Below are 16,343 nucleotides of genomic sequence, written 5' to 3'. Positions count from 1 at the left end.
TACGATGTCTTCGTTTCGGTGAAGGTTTTAGGTGGACCCGTCCGATTCAGGCAAGGAATGGTAAAAAACAATGCCGCAACAATTTTTTAGGCATTCCGACAATCACCGGGGTCAAGCGTGCCCTAGCCTGACTTCAATCTCACGACGATAGATACTGTCACTCGTAATCATTACCCAAGCAAAACTATTTCATGATCAAAACCTCAACGGACAAAAACAAAATTAAATTTCTATTGCTGGAAGGCATACATCCTTCAGCCGTTGATGTACTAAAAACTGCAGGCTATACCCAGATCGAAAGCTTGGTAGGTGCTTTACCGGACGAGGAACTCAAGCGCAAGATTGCAGATGTCCATTTTGTCGGGATCCGATCGCGCACACAGTTGACTGCGGAAGTGTTTGCCCATGCGTCGAAACTTGCCGCAGTCGGTTGCTTTTGTATTGGCACCAACCAAGTCGATCTAATGGCAGCGCGCGAACGCGGTATTGCCGTATTCAATGCGCCCTTCTCAAACACCCGTTCAGTTGCCGAACTGGTGCTGGCCGAAGCTATTTTGCTGCTGCGTGGCGTACCTGAAAAAAGTGCCGTCGCCCATCGGGGCGGGTGGCTCAAGTCTGCAGAAAATGCTTATGAAATTCGCGGCAAGACATTGGGTATCGTTGGTTACGGCTCAATTGGCACACAACTCTCGGTATTAGCCGAGGGACTTGGCATGCGTGTGGTGTTTTTCGATGTGGTTACCAAACTACCCCTTGGCAATGCGCAGCAAGTGGGCAGCTTGAAGGATCTGCTGGCGCAGTCGGATGTCGTTACGCTGCATGTTCCCGAAACACAGGCAACACAATGGATGATTGGTGCCGTCCAGATTGCCCAAATGAAGCCTGGTAGCGTGCTGATCAATGCTTCGCGCGGAACTGTGGTCTCCATTGAACCACTAGCTGAAGCCTTACGGCAGAAAAAACTATTGGGCGCTGCGATTGATGTTTTTCCACTTGAGCCGCGTAGCAACAAGGACATGTTTGAATCCCCTTTGCGCGGACTTGACAATGTCATCCTGACGCCGCATGTTGGTGGTTCGACGATGGAAGCACAAGCCAACATTGGCATTGAGGTCGCTGAAAAACTGGTGAAATACAGTGACAACGGCACTTCAACCTCTTCCGTTAATTTTCCGGAAGTAGCTTTGCCGGCACATCCAGGAAAACACCGTTTACTTCACATTCACCGTAATGTGCCTGGCGTGCTTTCGGAAATCAATCAGGTTTTTTCCGATAACCAAATAAATATCGCAGCGCAGTACTTGCAGACCAATGAGGCTGTTGGCTATGTGGTGATCGATATCGATGCAGGGAATTCTGATAGGGCACTTGCCAAGCTGGCCAATGTCCGAGGAACTATTCGCAGCCGCATTCTTTTCTAGAAAATTCTTACTGGAATTGAAGTGGAGTCAGAATTTAGTACGGATTATTGGCGCCGACCGAAATTTGACCATCTGGGGGTGCGGCGGAAGCCGGAATGCAGATCAAGGAGATCGGGCGCAATCACTACTTCAGTGATGCGTCGTTTTACAAGTGGCGCTCCAAGTACGGCGGCATGAATGCCTATGAGGCCAAACGGCTACGCGAACTGGAGATGGAGAACGGCAAGCTCAAGCGACTTCTGGCCGAGGCCCATCTGGACATCCACGCCCTAAAGAGTTTCTTTTGCACAAAGCCCTAGGAGTCTGGGCGCCAGACCGATTTAAACAGGCACAAAGTGGTTGAGAGTCCGCTCATGCGGTCTGGCCCATGGTGAACGTGTCCGTCACCCTCATCGGCGCGGCCTGCAAAGACCATGTCAATCAGGCGCAAGTGCGTGATTTTGACAATATTGATGCACTTTGCGCCTCAACTCGCCCGCATCGCCCCCATTCTGCGCAGATTGAGCGCCAGGCAAACGAGCTTGAACTCGGCTTTTACATTTTCCAGACCCCGCATGCTGAACTGGCGAAACCCCAGAACGTTCTTGATCCAGCCGTTGGGCGGCTCGGCAATCCACTTGCGCTTGCGGTAGTCATGCTTGGCTGCGTATTCCACGCGATGGCGGACACGATTCCATGCTGATGGCGGACAGTGGTCCACCGTCATCGCGGACACCGTTCCACGGTGAAGGCAGACAGCGTTCCATTTTGAAGGCGGACACCCCAGCAGTGCCCTGAGTGACCCAAACGAGGCGTAGGCTGTCCGGTTTTTTGACCGGAAACCAGCTATGCCCACACCAAGGGTCACCATGAGCAAGATTCGACACACATTGCAGCTGCTGCACAGCGGCAACCTCAGCACGCGCCAAATCGACGCAGCACTGGGCATCTCCAAATCCACCGTCAGCGACATCGCCAGCTACACCCGCGCCGCCGGGCTCGACTGGAGCGAAGCCCAGCATTTAAGCGACGAAGAACTCCAGGCCCGGTTGTATCGGCCGCCGGTGGCACGCCAGTCCCGCCAGTTCGAGCCCGATTACGCCGAACTGCACAGCGAACTCAAGCGCGCCGGCGTTACCCTGCAACTGCTGTGGGAGGAGTACCAGCGCCAGCACCGGTGAATGTCAAGCTACTTGTCGCCTGTGAGGCTGAAGTTAGGCGGCTTTTTTGTACTCCTTGTCGTCCTCCTTTTGGTCGGTTTCCACTTGCTGATCGGGATTCAAGTGAACGACGCTCACGGGCTGCCAGTTGCGCGTGGCGCCGCTCCAGCGCTGGGGGTTGGCCGCCTTTGCCGCTTCATAGACGTCTGTGCGCTTTGACAGCAGCGCGCCGTCCTGGCCTGCATGGCGCTCCTGGGGGGTGACGAAACGAATAGCGCTGTGTCGATGTTCCAAGTTGTACCAGCGCACAAACCCACCCACCCACTGGCGGGCCGCCAGCAGGTGCTCGAACGATTGGCGCGGATAGTCGGGACGGTATTTGAGCGTCTTGAAGAGCGATTCGGAATAGGGGTTGTCATTACTGACGGCCGGGCGGCTGAGCGAAGGCATCACGCCCAGTGCCTGCAAGGTGGCCAGCATGGCTGCGCCCTTCATCGGGCTGCCATTGTCCGAATGCAGCACCACCTGCTGGGGGCGGATGTTTTCCCGCAGGCAGATGCCCGGCATGACCTCGCTGGCCAGTTCGCTGCTCTCAACCTCATAAACCTGCCAGCCGACAATTTTTCGGCTGAAGATATCGAGGAACAGGTACAGGTAGAAGTACCGGCCCATGACGCGCGTGGGCAGGTAGGTGATGTCCCAGCTGAACAGCTGCCTGGGCGCCGTGGCGCGCAGCGCACGCGGCTTGCTGCGCGGCTGCTTGGGTCGTTCTGCGCCACGGTGCTGGAGCTGGCGCTCGGCCCTGAGCACGCGGTAAAAGGTCGACTCGGAAGCGATGTACTGGCCCCGGTCAGCCAGTCGGGGAACGATTTGGCTGGGCGCCAAGTGACCAAATTCCTCGGAGTTGGCGACTGCCAGCAAGCCCTGGCGCTCCAGTGCACTGAGCCGATTCATGGGAACTTGCACCCGCGCGGGGCGTCGGTCTCCTTGGGATTCGTCGCGCTGCCAGCGCTGCAGTGTGCGCTCGCTCAGGCAAATCGCCGCGCATGCTCTATCCTGGCGGGCGCCTGCCGCAGTGGCGTCGGCCACCAGACCCATGACTTGGCGGCGCTGCGCGAGGGCGGTCGTTTGACCTCGTCCTCCCACAGCGCACGGAACTTTTTTTGCAGAATCAGCAAAGCCGCTGCCTCTGCCAGGGCTTTTTCCTTGCGCACCAGTTCACGCTTGAGCTGCTCGTTTTCATCTTGCAGATTGCGTAGCTCGCCCGTGCCTGAAACCGCTTTCGTTGGCGCGCAGAACGCCGCTTGCCAGCTCGTCAGGTGATGGGCAAATAACCCGTGCTCACGGCACCAAGCCTGCAGGGCCTCGCCTGATAAGCCATGGGTTTCGTGCAAGGCCAGCAGTTGCTCCTGGGCGGTCCAGTCCTGAGGGCGCTTTTCCTTTGCCTGCGAAATGCCGGCTTTGTTTGCCATTCCTTTTTTGACCCAGTTCCTGGCTGTGTGGTAGTTGATGTTCAGCTCCTGGGCAACGGACTCAATCGTGCGCTCTCACGGGACAGCAGCTTGATGATGGCTTGTTCGACAAATGCGTCGGAATAGTTTGTTTTCATGGGTATCTGTGCTTCTAAAAAGAACTTTTTAGAGGCGACATGTAGTCTGACACAGGGGGGTGACGCCAGCGCAGCGCCATGCCGGCTTAGACCTGGCACTGCTTGAGGAGCGCAAGCTCGTCTATGAACGAGCCCGCCAGAACAACCCCCAACGCTGGTCAGGGCAGCCTCGCCAGTGGACGTATGTCGATGTCGTGCACCTGAACCCAGAAACCCCGCAAATCAAGGAGTCTCAACACACGCAAAAAACAGCCTGACTCCACTTCACTTTAGGCGACAACTTCCTTGACAGCCACCGCTACCGGGACCGTCTGCCCGGCGTAGTCCACGAACAGCTTGTCGCCGGCCTCGTGGGTCTGGCGCATCGAGCGCTTCAGGCGCCTAGCCCACTGCTGGTACTTCTCGCAAAAGGCGCTGTACTTGTAGGCTGCGCCCTGGTGCCCCCCTGTGTCAGACTACATGTCGCCTCTAAAAAGTTCTTTTTAGAAGCACAGACACCCATGAAAACAAACTATTCCGACGCATTTGTCGAACAAGCCATCATCAAGCTGCTGTCCCGTGGAGAGCGCACGATTGAGTCCGTTGCCCAGGAGCTGAACATCAACTACCACACAGCCAGGAACTGGGTCAAAAAAGGAATGGCAAACAAAGCCGGCATTTCGCAGGCAAAGGAAAAGCGCCCTCAGGACTGGACCGCCCAGGAGCAACTGCTGGCCTTGCACGAAACCCATGGCTTATCAGGCGAGGCCCTGCAGGCTTGGTGCCGTGAGCACGGGTTATTTGCCCATCACCTGACGAGCTGGCAAGCGGCGTTCTGCGCGCCAACGAAAGCGGTTTCAGGCACGGGCGAGCTACGCAATCTGCAAGATGAAAACGAGCAGCTCAAGCGTGAACTGGTGCGCAAGGAAAAAGCCCTGGCAGAGGCAGCGGCTTTGCTGATTCTGCAAAAAAAGTTCCGTGCGCTGTGGGAGGACGAGGTCAAACGACCGCCCTCGCGCAGCGCCGCCAAGTCATGGGTCTGGTGGCCGACGCCACTGCGGCAGGCGCCCGCCAGGATAGAGCATGCGCGGCGATTTGCCTGAGCGAGCGCACACTGCAGCGCTGGCAGCGCGACGAATCCCAAGGAGACCGACGCCCCGCGCGGGTGCAAGTTCCCATGAATCGGCTCAGTGCACTGGAGCGCCAGGGCTTGCTGGCAGTCGCCAACTCCGAGGAATTTGGTCACTTGGCGCCCAGCCAAATCGTTCCCCGACTGGCTGACCGGGGCCAGTACATCGCTTCCGAGTCGACCTTTTACCGCGTGCTCAGGGCCGAGCGCCAGCTCCAGCACCGTGGCGCAGAACGACCCAAGCAGCCGCGCAGCAAGCCGCGTGCGCTGCGCGCCACGGCGCCCAGGCAGCTGTTCAGCTGGGACATCACCTACCTGCCCACGCGCGTCATGGGCCGGTACTTCTACCTGTACCTGTTCCTCGATATCTTCAGCCGAAAAATTGTCGGCTGGCAGGTTTATGAGGTTGAGAGCAGCGAACTGGCCAGCGAGGTCATGCCGGGCATCTGCCTGCGGGAAAACATCCGCCCCCAGCAGGTGGTGCTGCATTCGGACAATGGCAGCCCGATGAAGGGCGCAGCCATGCTGGCCACCTTGCAGGCACTGGGCGTGATGCCTTCGCTCAGCCGCCCGGCCGTCAGTAATGACAACCCCTATTCCGAATCGCTCTTCAAGACGCTCAAATACCGTCCCGACTATCCGCGCCAATCGTTCGAGCACCTGCTGGCGGCCCGCCAGTGGGTGGGTGGGTTTGTGCGCTGGTACAACTTGGAACATCGACACAGCGCTATTCGTTTCGTCACCCCCCAGGAGCGCCATGCAGGCCAGGACGGCGCGCTGCTGTCAAAGCGCACAGACGTCTATGAAGCGGCAAAGGCGGCCAACCCCCAGCGCTGGAGCGGCGCCACGCGCAACTGGCAGCCCGTGAGCGTCGTTCACTTGAATCCCGATCAGCAAGTGGAAACCGACCAAAAGGAGGACGACAAGGAGTACAAAAAAGCCGCCTAACTTCAGCCTCACAGGCGACAAGTAGCTTGACATTCACCGGTACCGCCAGGAAGGCATCTTTGCCCGCGCCGGCTTGGCGATTGCCCGCTCCACGCTGGGCGCCTGGGTGGGCATGTGCGGCGTTCAACTCCAACCCTTGGTCGATGCGCTCAAGGGCGAAATTCTCAGCCACGCCGTGCTGCATGCCGATGAGACGCCTGTAGCGATGCTCAAACCCGGCAATGGCAAAACGCACCGCGCTTACCTGTGGACTTACGCGCCGGGCGCCTTTGAAGACCTGAAGGCCGTGGTCTATGACTTTTGCGAGAGCCGCGCGGGCGCGCATGCCAGAAGCTTTCTGGGTGATTGGCAAGGCACGCTGGTGTGCGACGATTACGTCGCCTACAAGCCGCTGTTCACTCAGGGCATCCAGGAGGCGGGCTGCATGGCGCACGCCAGGCGCCATTTCTTCGAGTTGCATGTCAATCACCAGAGCCAGATTGCCGCCCAAGCGCTGCACTACATCGCCCAGCTCTACGAGATCGAGCGCGAGGTCAAAAGCCTCTGCGCGGATGAACGTCAGCGCATCCGCCAGGCCCGGTCAAAGCCACTGGCCGATGCGCTGCACCAATGGATGGTGCTGCAACGCAGCCAGATCCTGGACGGCTCAGCCACGGCCAAGGCACTCGATTACAGCTTGAGGCGCTGGGGCGCACTCATGCGTTTCCTCGATGACGGGCAATTGCCGATCGACAACAACTGGGTGGAAAACCAAATCCGGCCCGTGGCCGTGGGCCGCTCGAACTGGCTGTTCGCCGGCTCACTCAGGGCCGGGCAACGCGCCGCTGCCATCATGAGCCTGATCCAGAGCGCCCGACTCAACGGGCATGACCCGTACGCCTACCTCAAGGATGTCTTGACACGGCTGCCGACACAAAAAAACAGCCATATCTCAGAGTTGCTGCCTCACCGCTGGAAGCCTGCACAGCCTTGACCGCTGGCGTCAAGCTGTGTTCGCTGGCTGCTTACAGAGATTTGAGCCTCCTCAAAACTCGGGGCGGTTCACACTGCTACGGATTCAATATGTGTTGCCCGGACGCATACGGTGTATTGCCCGGTTGCTTATCGCTTACCAAGCGTTGTCCAAGCAAACAAAAGCAAGCCAAAAGAAAAAGCCCGGTCGATCATGAGATCAACCGGGCTGGTTCAGGGGCTATAAGAGCCTGACGATGACCTACTTTCACACGGGAATCCGCACTATCATCGGCGCTGAGTCGTTTCACTGTCCTGTTCGGGATGGGAAGGAGTGGTACCAACTTGCTATGGTCATCAGGCATAACTGGTTGACGAAATGCTTCCCACACGGGAAGCAGTCCATCGAATTCATAGAGCAAATCAGCTTGTAATTTAGATTGTTGCACAGTTCCTGTTGGAACTGTATCTTTTTTGAATGCGTCAGTCTTGGCATAACACCTTTGAATTAATCAAAGTTATAGGGTCAAGCCTCTCGAGCAATTAGTACTGGTTAGCTTAACGCATTACTGCGCTTCCACACCCAGCCTATCAACGTCCTGGTCTTGAACGACTCTTCAGGGGGCTCAAGGCCCCGGCAGATCTAATCTTGAAACGAGTTTCCCGCTTAGATGCTTTCAGCGGTTATCTCTTCCGAACTTAGCTACCCGGCAATGCCACTGGCGTGACAACCGGTACACCAGAGGTTCGTCCACTCCGGTCCTCTCGTACTAGGAGCAGGCTTCCTCAAATCTGCAGCGCCCACGGAAGATAGGGACCAAACTGTCTCACGACGTTTTAAACCCAGCTCACGTACCTCTTTAAATGGCGAACAGCCATACCCTTGGGACCGGCTACAGCCCCAGGATGAGATGAGCCGACATCGAGGTGCCAAACACCGCCGTCGATATGAACTCTTGGGCGGTATCAGCCTGTTATCCCCAGAGTACCTTTTATCCGTTGAGCGATGGCCCTTCCATACAGAACCACCGGATCACTATGTCCTGCTTTCGCATCTGCTCGACTTGTCAGTCTCGCAGTTAAGCACGCTTATGCCATTGCACTATCGTCACGATGTCCGACCGTAACTAGCGTACCTTCGAACTCCTCCGTTACACTTTGGGAGGAGACCGCCCCAGTCAAACTGCCTACCATGCACTGTCCCCGATCCAGATAATGGACCTAGGTTAGAACCTCAAACACACCAGGGTGGTATTTCAACGTTGGCTCCACCGAAACTAGCGTCCCGGCTTCAAAGCCTCCCACCTATCCTACACAGGTCTGTTCAAAATCCAATACAAAGCTACAGTAAAGGTTCATGGGGTCTTTCCGTCTTTCCGCGGGGAGATTGCATCATCACAAACATTTCAACTTCGCTGAGTCTCAGGAGGAGACAGTGTGGCCATCGTTACGCCATTCGTGCAGGTCGGAACTTACCCGACAAGGAATTTCGCTACCTTAGGACCGTTATAGTTACGGCCGCCGTTTACTGGGACTTCAATCAAGAGCTTGCACCCCATCATTTAATCTTCCAGCACCGGGCAGGCGTCACACCCTATACGTCGACTTTCGTCTTAGCAGAGTGCTGTGTTTTTAATAAACAGTCGCAGCCACCGATTTTTTGCAACCTCGTTTAGCTCCAGGAGTAAATCCCTTCACTGACTAGAGGCACACCTTCTTCCGAAGTTACGGTGTCAATTTGCCGAGTTCCTTCTCCTGAGTTCTCTCAAGCGCCTTAGAATACTCATCTCGCGCACCAGTGTCGGTTTGCGGTACGGTCGTGTGTAGCTGAAGCTTAGTGGCTTTTCCTGGAAGCAGGGTATCACTCACTTCGGCTGCAAGCAGCCTCGTTATCACCCCTCATCTAAGCCCGGCGGATTTACCTACCAGGCACGACTACAGGCTTGAACCAACATATCCAACAGTTGGCTGAGCTAACCTTCTCCGTCCCCACATCGCACTACACATCGGTACAGGAATATTGACCTGTTTCCCATCAGCTACGCATCTCTGCCTCGCCTTAGGGGCCGACTCACTCTACGCCGATGAACGTTGCGTAGAAAACCTTGCGCTTACGGCGAGGGGGCTTTTCACCCCCTTTAACGCTACTCATGTCAGCATTCGCACTTCTGATACCTCCAGCAGGGTTTACACCACCACCTTCACAGGCTTACAGAACGCTCTCCTACCACGTGCCATAAATGGCACATCCGCAGCTTCGGTAACTGGCTTAGCCCCGTTACATCTTCCGCGCAGGACGACTCGATCAGTGAGCTATTACGCTTTCTTTAAATGATGGCTGCTTCTAAGCCAACATCCTGACTGTTATAGCCTTCCCACTTCGTTTCCCACTTAGCCAATTTTAGGGACCTTAGCTGGCGGTCTGGGTTGTTTCCCTCTTGAGTCCGGACGTTAGCACCCGGTGCTCTGTCTCCCAAGCTGTACTCATCGGTATTCGGAGTTTGCCTTGGTTTGGTAAGTCGCCATGACCCCCTAGCCAAAACAGTGCTCTACCCCCGATGGTAATACTTGAGGCACTACCTAAATAGTTTTCGGAGAGAACCAGCTATTTCCAAGTTTGTTTAGCCTTTCACCCCTATCCACAGCTCATCCCCTAGTTTTGCAACACTAGTGGGTTCGGACCTCCAGTGCATGTTACTGAACCTTCATCCTGGCCATGGATAGCTCACTTGGTTTCGGGTCTACACCCAGCGACTGTTCGCCCTGTTCGGACTCGATTTCTCTACGGCTTCCCTATTCGGTTAACCTTGCCACTGAATGTAAGTCGCTGACCCATTATACAAAAGGTACGCAGTCACCCCTTTCAAGGCTCCTACTTTTTGTAAGCACACGGTTTCAGGATCTATTTCACTCCCCTCCCGGGGTTCTTTTCGCCTTTCCCTCACGGTACTAGTTCACTATCGGTCAATGATGAGTATTTAGCCTTGGAGGATGGTCCCCCCATATTCAGACAGGATTTCTCGTGTCCCGCCCTACTTTTCGCACGCTCAGTACCACAGGTCTCTTTTTGCATACGGGGCTATCACCCACTATGGCCAGCCTTTCCATGCTGCTTTGCTAAGAATCCTGATATCACGTGCAGGCTTTTCCGATTTCGCTCGCCACTACTTTCGGAATCTCGGTTGATGTCTTTTCCTCGAGCTACTGAGATGTTTCAGTTCACCCGGTTCGCCTCAATAACCTATGTATTCAGTTAAAGATACCTATTGCTAGGTGGGTTCCCCCATTCAGAAATCTCCGGATCAAAGCTAATTTGCCAGCTCCCCGAAGCTTATCGCAGGCTATCACGTCTTTCGTCGCCTATCATTGCCAAGGCATCCACCATGTGCTCTTATTCACTTGACCCTATAACTTTGATTTCTCGCCGTTATTTTCAAGGAATGATTGTCAGGTCTTTCACCTGACGCGTTATGCCGTATCTTTCAATTCGATCTAATTTGCACTTTCATGCATTTCCGCTCGAAATCAAAAGTTCATTTTGACGCAATCAAAATTTCTCTAAATTGCTACTGGCGGCACGGTCTGCACTAAACCTTTACGAATGTGCAGTTTCCGCCAGCAGCGCTGATTTAACTCTATGAATTTTTAAAGAACAGCCAATAATCGATTGATATAAATAAATAAATCAACCAACACAAAGCACTCTCAAAGAGAGTACTTTGCATTAGTAAATTGAGCCCTACCCTTTTTTCCCGGTCGGTGCTGGTAAGTGGTGGAGGATGACGGGATCGAACCGACGACCCCCTGCTTGCAAAGCAGGTGCTCTCCCAGCTGAGCTAATCCCCCAGGAACGAAATCCTTTGACTGCGTTCTGAAATTTCTCGACCCTGATGTGGTGGGTCTGGTTGGACTCGAACCAACGACCCCTGCGTTATCAACACAGTGCTCTAACCAGCTGAGCTACAGACCCTTTGAGTTCATCGAAGAACCTGAAGGCGGCACCAATCAGATAGCCTAGCTAAACGCGGGCCTATGCTGTTGTTTTAAACAACAACCGATAAGAATGGGCGTAAGAAGCGCAAATTGCTTCATTTCCAGAAAGGAGGTGATCCAGCCGCACCTTCCGATACGGCTACCTTGTTACGACTTCACCCCAGTCACGAACCCTGCCGTGGTAATCGCCCTCCTTTGCAGGTTAGGCTAACTACTTCTGGCAGAACCCGCTCCCATGGTGTGACGGGCGGTGTGTACAAGACCCGGGAACGTATTCACCGTGACATTCTGATCCACGATTACTAGCGATTCCGACTTCACGCAGTCGAGTTGCAGACTGCGATCCGGACTACGAATGGCTTTATGGGATTGGCTCCCCCTCGCGGGTTGGCGACCCTTTGTACCATCCATTGTATGACGTGTGTAGCCCTACCTATAAGGGCCATGAGGACTTGACGTCATCCCCACCTTCCTCCGGTTTGTCACCGGCAGTCTCATTAGAGTGCCCAACTAAATGTAGCAACTAATGACAAGGGTTGCGCTCGTTGCGGGACTTAACCCAACATCTCACGACACGAGCTGACGACAGCCATGCAGCACCTGTGTTACGGCTCTCTTTCGAGCACCAAGCCATCTCTGGCGAGTTCCGTACATGTCAAAGGTAGGTAAGGTTTTTCGCGTTGCATCGAATTAAACCACATCATCCACCGCTTGTGCGGGTCCCCGTCAATTCCTTTGAGTTTCAACCTTGCGGCCGTACTCCCCAGGCGGTCAACTTCACGCGTTAGCTTCGTTACTGAGTACTAATGCACCCAACAACCAGTTGACATCGTTTAGGGCGTGGACTACCAGGGTATCTAATCCTGTTTGCTCCCCACGCTTTCGTGCATGAGCGTCAGTACAGGTCCAGGGGATTGCCTTCGCCATCGGTGTTCCTCCGCATATCTACGCATTTCACTGCTACACGCGGAATTCCATCCCCCTCTACCGTACTCTAGCGATGCAGTCACAGATGCAATTCCCAGGTTGAGCCCGGGGATTTCACAACTGTCTTACATCACCGCCTGCGCACGCTTTACGCCCAGTAATTCCGATTAACGCTCGCACCCTACGTATTACCGCGGCTGCTGGCACGTAGTTAGCCGGTGCTTATTCTTACGGTACCGTCATGGGCCCGCCGTATTAAGGCAGACCTTTTCGTTCCGTACAAAAGCAGTTTACAACCCGAAGGCCTTCTTCCTGCACGCGGCATTGCTGGATCAGGCTTTCGCCCATTGTCCAAAATTCCCCACTGCTGCCTCCCGTAGGAGTCTGGGCCGTGTCTCAGTCCCAGTGTGGCTGGTCGTTCTCTCAAACCAGCTACAGATCGTCGCCTTGGTGAGCTTTTACCTCACCAACAAGCTAATCTGATATCAGCCGCTCCAATCGCGCGAGGCCTTACGGTCCCCCGCTTTCATCCTTAGATCGTATGCGGTATTAGCGTAAATTTCTCTACGTTATCCCCCACGACTGGGCACGTTCCGATATATTACTCACCCGTTCGCCACTCGCCACCAGGATTGCTCCCGTGCTGCCGTTCGACTTGCATGTGTAAGGCATGCCGCCAGCGTTCAATCTGAGCCAGGATCAAACTCTATAGTTTAATCTCTGCAATAATTTTCAACTCCGCACATCAGACCAAAGTCCAACGCACGAAGAAAACTCATAAAAACGGAATTGATGAGAAATCTTGACGACTTCACATTTTCTATCTCCATGAGCGTTTAAGGTCCAAAAGACCTGGTCACAAGTGACCTGGCTTTTCGCCCTTCAAACGCCCATACTTATCGGCTGTAAATTTTTAATGATCCTGGCGCTCTGCTCGACAGCTTTGCCGTCTTGCTTTGCACTGTTAGCTGTAATCAGCTGAGCCTCAAATTATATACCGCTTTTCTCGCAGTAGTCAAATTTTGTTTGACTTTTGTTTACATTCCAACGAATGCATACAAAAATCAACATGAAATCTTGAGACAAAACGCCCAGCTGATTTTCAGCTGGGCGTATGTCAATATAAGAGCCTGACGATGACCTACTTTCACACGGGAATCCGCACTATCATCGGCGCTGAGTCGTTTCACTGTCCTGTTCGGGATGGGAAGGAGTGGTACCAACTTGCTATGGTCATCAGGCATAACTGGTTGACGAAATGCTTCCCACACGGGAAGCAGTCCATCGAATTCATAGAGCAAATCAGCTTGTAATTTAGATTGTTGCACAGTTCCTGTTGGAACTGTATCTTTTTTGAATGCGTCAGTCTTGGCATAACACCTTTGAATTAATCAAAGTTATAGGGTCAAGCCTCTCGAGCAATTAGTACTGGTTAGCTTAACGCATTACTGCGCTTCCACACCCAGCCTATCAACGTCCTGGTCTTGAACGACTCTTCAGGGGGCTCAAGGCCCCGGCAGATCTAATCTTGAAACGAGTTTCCCGCTTAGATGCTTTCAGCGGTTATCTCTTCCGAACTTAGCTACCCGGCAATGCCACTGGCGTGACAACCGGTACACCAGAGGTTCGTCCACTCCGGTCCTCTCGTACTAGGAGCAGGCTTCCTCAAATCTGCAGCGCCCACGGAAGATAGGGACCAAACTGTCTCACGACGTTTTAAACCCAGCTCACGTACCTCTTTAAATGGCGAACAGCCATACCCTTGGGACCGGCTACAGCCCCAGGATGAGATGAGCCGACATCGAGGTGCCAAACACCGCCGTCGATATGAACTCTTGGGCGGTATCAGCCTGTTATCCCCAGAGTACCTTTTATCCGTTGAGCGATGGCCCTTCCATACAGAACCACCGGATCACTATGTCCTGCTTTCGCATCTGCTCGACTTGTCAGTCTCGCAGTTAAGCACGCTTATGCCATTGCACTATCGTCACGATGTCCGACCGTAACTAGCGTACCTTCGAACTCCTCCGTTACACTTTGGGAGGAGACCGCCCCAGTCAAACTGCCTACCATGCACTGTCCCCGATCCAGATAATGGACCTAGGTTAGAACCTCAAACACACCAGGGTGGTATTTCAACGTTGGCTCCACCGAAACTAGCGTCCCGGCTTCAAAGCCTCCCACCTATCCTACACAGGTCTGTTCAAAATCCAATACAAAGCTACAGTAAAGGTTCATGGGGTCTTTCCGTCTTTCCGCGGGGAGATTGCATCATCACAAACATTTCAACTTCGCTGAGTCTCAGGAGGAGACAGTGTGGCCATCGTTACGCCATTCGTGCAGGTCGGAACTTACCCGACAAGGAATTTCGCTACCTTAGGACCGTTATAGTTACGGCCGCCGTTTACTGGGACTTCAATCAAGAGCTTGCACCCCATCATTTAATCTTCCAGCACCGGGCAGGCGTCACACCCTATACGTCGACTTTCGTCTTAGCAGAGTGCTGTGTTTTTAATAAACAGTCGCAGCCACCGATTTTTTGCAACCTCGTTTAGCTCCAGGAGTAAATCCCTTCACTGACTAGAGGCACACCTTCTTCCGAAGTTACGGTGTCAATTTGCCGAGTTCCTTCTCCTGAGTTCTCTCAAGCGCCTTAGAATACTCATCTCGCGCACCAGTGTCGGTTTGCGGTACGGTCGTGTGTAGCTGAAGCTTAGTGGCTTTTCCTGGAAGCAGGGTATCACTCACTTCGGCTGCAAGCAGCCTCGTTATCACCCCTCATCTAAGCCCGGCGGATTTACCTACCAGGCACGACTACAGGCTTGAACCAACATATCCAACAGTTGGCTGAGCTAACCTTCTCCGTCCCCACATCGCACTACACATCGGTACAGGAATATTGACCTGTTTCCCATCAGCTACGCATCTCTGCCTCGCCTTAGGGGCCGACTCACTCTACGCCGATGAACGTTGCGTAGAAAACCTTGCGCTTACGGCGAGGGGGCTTTTCACCCCCTTTAACGCTACTCATGTCAGCATTCGCACTTCTGATACCTCCAGCAGGGTTTACACCACCACCTTCACAGGCTTACAGAACGCTCTCCTACCACGTGCCATAAATGGCACATCCGCAGCTTCGGTAACTGGCTTAGCCCCGTTACATCTTCCGCGCAGGACGACTCGATCAGTGAGCTATTACGCTTTCTTTAAATGATGGCTGCTTCTAAGCCAACATCCTGACTGTTATAGCCTTCCCACTTCGTTTCCCACTTAGCCAATTTTAGGGACCTTAGCTGGCGGTCTGGGTTGTTTCCCTCTTGAGTCCGGACGTTAGCACCCGGTGCTCTGTCTCCCAAGCTGTACTCATCGGTATTCGGAGTTTGCCTTGGTTTGGTAAGTCGCCATGACCCCCTAGCCAAAACAGTGCTCTACCCCCGATGGTAATACTTGAGGCACTACCTAAATAGTTTTCGGAGAGAACCAGCTATTTCCAAGTTTGTTTAGCCTTTCACCCCTATCCACAGCTCATCCCCTAGTTTTGCAACACTAGTGGGTTCGGACCTCCAGTGCATGTTACTGAACCTTCATCCTGGCCATGGATAGCTCACTTGGTTTCGGGTCTACACCCAGCGACTGTTCGCCCTGTTCGGACTCGATTTCTCTACGGCTTCCCTATTCGGTTAACCTTGCCACTGAATGTAAGTCGCTGACCCATTATACAAAAGGTACGCAGTCACCCCTTTCAAGGCTCCTACTTTTTGTAAGCACACGGTTTCAGGATCTATTTCACTCCCCTCCCGGGGTTCTTTTCGCCTTTCCCTCACGGTACTAGTTCACTATCGGTCAATGATGAGTATTTAGCCTTGGAGGATGGTCCCCCCATATTCAGACAGGATTTCTCGTGTCCCGCCCTACTTTTCGCACGCTCAGTACCACAGGTCTCTTTTTGCATACGGGGCTATCACCCACTATGGCCAGCCTTTCCATGCTGCTTTGCTAAGAATCCTGATATCACGTGCAGGCTTTTCCGATTTCGCTCGCCACTACTTTCGGAATCTCGGTTGATGTCTTTTCCTCGAGCTACTGAGATGTTTCAGTTCACCCGGTTCGCCTCAATAACCTATGTATTCAGTTAAAGATACCTATTGCTAGGTGGGTTCCCCCATTCAGAAATCTCCGGATCAAAGCTAATTTGCCAGCTCCCCGAAGCTTATCGCAGGCTATCACGTCTTTCGTCGCCTATCATT

Annotated in this window: 3 protein-coding genes, 2 tRNA genes, 5 rRNA genes and 5 pseudogenes (1 of these 15 cut by a window edge); 6 read left to right on the top strand and 9 right to left on the bottom strand. The window is 53.8% G+C overall.

Annotation, left to right across the window (positions count from 1 at the left end; translation table 11 throughout):
* Positions 1–191 precede the first annotated feature (191 nt).
* Together serA and H4V98_RS10530 are read left to right on the top strand one after the other, a co-directional pair.
* Entirely contained in the window at positions 192–1,421 is a 1,230-nt protein-coding gene (serA, locus tag H4V98_RS10535; RefSeq protein WP_196863287.1) for a phosphoglycerate dehydrogenase, read from the top strand.
* A 95-nt stretch (positions 1,422–1,516) separates the two neighbouring features.
* A pseudogene (locus H4V98_RS10530) lies at positions 1,517–1,696 on the top strand (transposase); the annotation flags it as partial.
* 191 nt (positions 1,697–1,887) lie between these two features.
* Here the strand turns inward: H4V98_RS10530 and H4V98_RS10525 are convergent.
* A complete protein-coding gene (locus H4V98_RS10525; protein WP_231374701.1) occupies positions 1,888–2,127 on the bottom strand; it encodes a transposase in 240 nt (79 codons plus the stop codon).
* Positions 2,128–2,269: 142 nt separating this feature from the next.
* Between H4V98_RS10525 and H4V98_RS10520 the strand changes: the two genes are divergently transcribed.
* Positions 2,270–2,581, top strand: a complete 312-nt coding sequence (locus H4V98_RS10520) for a hypothetical protein (RefSeq protein ID WP_231374702.1) — start codon at positions 2,270–2,272, stop codon at positions 2,579–2,581.
* A 33-nt stretch (positions 2,582–2,614) separates the two neighbouring features.
* Here H4V98_RS10520 and H4V98_RS10515 read toward each other — a convergent pair.
* Positions 2,615–4,169, bottom strand: a pseudogene (locus H4V98_RS10515) (IS3 family transposase).
* Between the two features lie 59 nt (positions 4,170–4,228).
* Here H4V98_RS10515 and H4V98_RS10510 point away from each other — a divergent pair.
* From H4V98_RS10510 to H4V98_RS10500, 3 pseudogenes are all read left to right on the top strand, one after another.
* A pseudogene (locus H4V98_RS10510) lies at positions 4,229–4,426 on the top strand (IS3 family transposase); the annotation flags it as partial.
* 243 nt (positions 4,427–4,669) lie between these two features.
* Positions 4,670–6,225 (top strand): annotated as a pseudogene (locus H4V98_RS10505) (IS3 family transposase).
* A gap of 40 nt (positions 6,226–6,265) precedes the next feature.
* A pseudogene (locus tag H4V98_RS10500) lies at positions 6,266–7,198 on the top strand (IS66 family transposase); the annotation flags it as partial.
* 227 nt (positions 7,199–7,425) lie between these two features.
* On the opposite strand, the gene rrf (H4V98_RS10495) reads toward H4V98_RS10500, so the two are convergent.
* The 7 genes from rrf (H4V98_RS10495) to H4V98_RS10465 form a co-directional block, all read right to left on the bottom strand.
* Positions 7,426–7,538, bottom strand: a 5S ribosomal RNA gene (rrf, locus tag H4V98_RS10495).
* Between the two features lie 160 nt (positions 7,539–7,698).
* Positions 7,699–10,581: ribosomal RNA gene (locus tag H4V98_RS10490) — 23S ribosomal RNA — on the bottom strand.
* Between the two features lie 365 nt (positions 10,582–10,946).
* Positions 10,947–11,022: transfer RNA gene (locus tag H4V98_RS10485), tRNA-Ala, on the bottom strand.
* Positions 11,023–11,069: 47 nt separating this feature from the next.
* Positions 11,070–11,146 (bottom strand) — tRNA-Ile (locus H4V98_RS10480).
* Positions 11,147–11,274: 128 nt separating this feature from the next.
* Positions 11,275–12,811: ribosomal RNA gene (locus H4V98_RS10475) — 16S ribosomal RNA — on the bottom strand.
* Between the two features lie 413 nt (positions 12,812–13,224).
* Positions 13,225–13,337, bottom strand: a 5S ribosomal RNA gene (gene rrf, locus H4V98_RS10470).
* Between the two features lie 160 nt (positions 13,338–13,497).
* A 23S ribosomal RNA gene (locus tag H4V98_RS10465) occupies positions 13,498–16,343 on the bottom strand; it runs 37 nt beyond the window's last position.
* The 16S, 23S and 5S rRNA genes sit together here with 2 tRNA genes alongside, the layout of an rRNA operon.

The sequence above is a fragment of the Polaromonas sp. CG_23.6 genome, assembly GCF_029892315.1.
In the GTDB taxonomy this organism is placed as follows: domain Bacteria; phylum Pseudomonadota; class Gammaproteobacteria; order Burkholderiales; family Burkholderiaceae_C; genus Polaromonas.
This window is presented reverse-complemented; position numbering and strand designations above follow the sequence as displayed.

Excerpts from the sequence above, each read along its gene's own strand:
- serA (WP_196863287.1), top strand. The coding sequence starts at position 192 with ATGATCAAAACCTCAACGGACAAAAACAAAATTAAATTTCTATTGCTG.
- H4V98_RS10525 (WP_231374701.1), bottom strand. The coding sequence starts at position 2,127 with ATGACGGTGGACCACTGTCCGCCATCAGCATGGAATCGTGTCCGCCAT.
- H4V98_RS10520 (WP_231374702.1), top strand. The coding sequence starts at position 2,270 with ATGAGCAAGATTCGACACACATTGCAGCTGCTGCACAGCGGCAACCTC.